The following is a 2,071-nucleotide window of genomic DNA, read 5'->3' on the forward strand; positions in this document are numbered from 1 at the left end:
AAAAAGTAGGATCTGACCCTGCTTCATATTGACCTACAGCTTCTTTTTGTTCATCTATTTTTGTTTGCATAGTCGAGTTCAATAAAATCATCACGATCAGCAAAGCAAACATAATTATTAGCAAAAGCTCTGTTACAGAGATGCTAAAAATATCATCCTTCTCCCGACTCACCCGTTAACCACCTCTTTTGATGTCGAAGGGGAACTCATCTCTTTTGTTATGAACTTGGCAGTTTTAACCAGGTTCTCACTGAAATCTTTTGAGTGGCTCGACATTGCTTGTATCTCTACCTCCCATTGCGCGGATAGTTGTTCGATACTGCTGACCCTAACTTTCATGGCGGCTAGAAGTTTTTCTTCTTCCTCAACTAGTTTCCCTGCCGAAGAAGAGGAAATAAAATCTTGGTAATTATCGATGATATTTTTGTAGTTCTCAGCCACAGTCTTCATGTGTTGTTCGATGTTTATTTCTGAATCAAGTAGAGATTTTGTCCGGGAAGCAATTTCATCAGACAAAACTTTAAGGTTTATAATATAAGCTTCCTGATTTTCAGCTAACGCGTTAACGTCTGGTGCAAAGTGCTCCATAGCTGATAGCTTTTCAGAAACACTTTCAGCACTAGTTCCAAGGCTTCTTAGGCCAGATCCGGTCTCTCCTATAATTGAACCGAACTCTTTCGATGCATTTTTAGTAGTCTCAAACGTCGCTACCATCTCATCATTAAGTTTATCGAAATGTACTTTCAGCGATTTTATGATATTTTCATTTAATTCGGTGTGCTGACCTTTGCTGGATTCAATCAGCTCGTTAGATACTAGGCTTAGTTTATCTGGAATTTGTTGACTAACCTCGCCCAATCTATTAATTGAATTTGAAAGCACCTTCTCAGAAGACTTAGCAAACTCTGCAAGCGAAGACTCCCCAAGCGAAACTAAACGCTCCTGAGTTACCTTGAACATCTCAATGGATTTATTGTTCCTATCTTCTGTATCTTCTATATTTTTATTCATAGCGTTTGATAGTTTCGACAGAGTTTCATTTGTCCTTCGCATTTGGACATTAAAACCTTTGACTGTCTCATCTAGTGATTCTCTGGCCGAAAGCTGCGCAGTTTCAACAGTTGTGTCGAAATTTTGAAGGTATATTCTTATCCCCATTCCCAGCAACGTAGTTATCATTGCTGCCCCAAACTGTGAAATAACAACAGATGCAGAACTAGCCCCCTCTTCAATATCGAAGAAAAGCATGGAGCAAACAAGAGAAATTAGGGTGAGTATAAAGCCCAAGTAGTAAACACTATCCGAAAACATGGCAAGTAGGGCTGTGGGCTGCCCCCCTTTATGATATTGAAAGTAATAAGAGCCCATTACTACTGTTCCCAATATTACAACAGCCCATATTGGCAATTTAAAGCCGGTGATGGCTAGGCATAACAATAAACCCACTAATGTATGTATGACAAAAGCTTGCCTTAACGTGTTAGCGTCGATTTTGTGTTCTTTAGCTGATAATGTGCCAGTATTCTTCTCTTCCATTAGCGCACCTTCATAATTTTAAGTTCTCCCACACCCGCTTCTTCAAAGATGCGCTCCCACCAAGGAATCAGCGCCTCATTTTGAATACCCCCTTCCTTTTCTCTCCTAAGTAACCAATAGATTTGTATATCTACGCCAAAGAGATCCGGTACTGACGAAGAAATAGTATCGAATTTGACATTTTTGGGCCGGGTCTTATAAAAGCTGACTCTATCCGAATGCTGTATCAGGTCAGATATCAGGACAACTTTATGAAGCTTCACTTGCTCGTCAAGAGAAGCTATTGCAGCCAAATCCTGTAAGCTCTCCATCAGGGGAGATTTTGGTGCGTTTTCTGCTGATATTAGTTTGTCTGCAACATTTGACAGCACTGAAGAAAACTGCTCAGTAAAAGCTTTCTTCATCATTCCGTCGTTTTCGTAAACCACATTTGCTTCAGAACCATCGCGAGGCTTACATTTGTCGAAAATAGGCTCAGAGAGACCTTCCATCATCTCTGCATCTAATTCGTAAACTGCAAGCCTGCTTCCTGTCA

Annotated in this window: 2 protein-coding genes; both read right to left on the minus strand. The window is 40.3% G+C overall.

The window, feature by feature from the left end:
• Positions 1-168: 168 nt before the first annotated feature.
• Positions 169-1,536 carry a hypothetical protein gene (locus CDA54_RS19330; protein WP_099036682.1) on the minus strand — a complete coding sequence of 456 codons (1,368 nt, stop codon included), beginning with the start codon at positions 1,534-1,536 and terminating at the stop codon, positions 169-171.
• Positions 1,536-2,071, minus strand: a 536-nt coding sequence (locus tag CDA54_RS19670; RefSeq protein WP_180237283.1) for a hypothetical protein, incomplete at its 5' end; no start/stop codon positions are given. The genes CDA54_RS19330 and CDA54_RS19670, both read right to left, overlap by 1 nt.

The sequence above is a fragment of the Lacimicrobium alkaliphilum genome (genome assembly GCF_002591895.1).
Taxonomy (GTDB): Bacteria; Pseudomonadota; Gammaproteobacteria; order Enterobacterales; family Alteromonadaceae; genus Lacimicrobium; species Lacimicrobium alkaliphilum.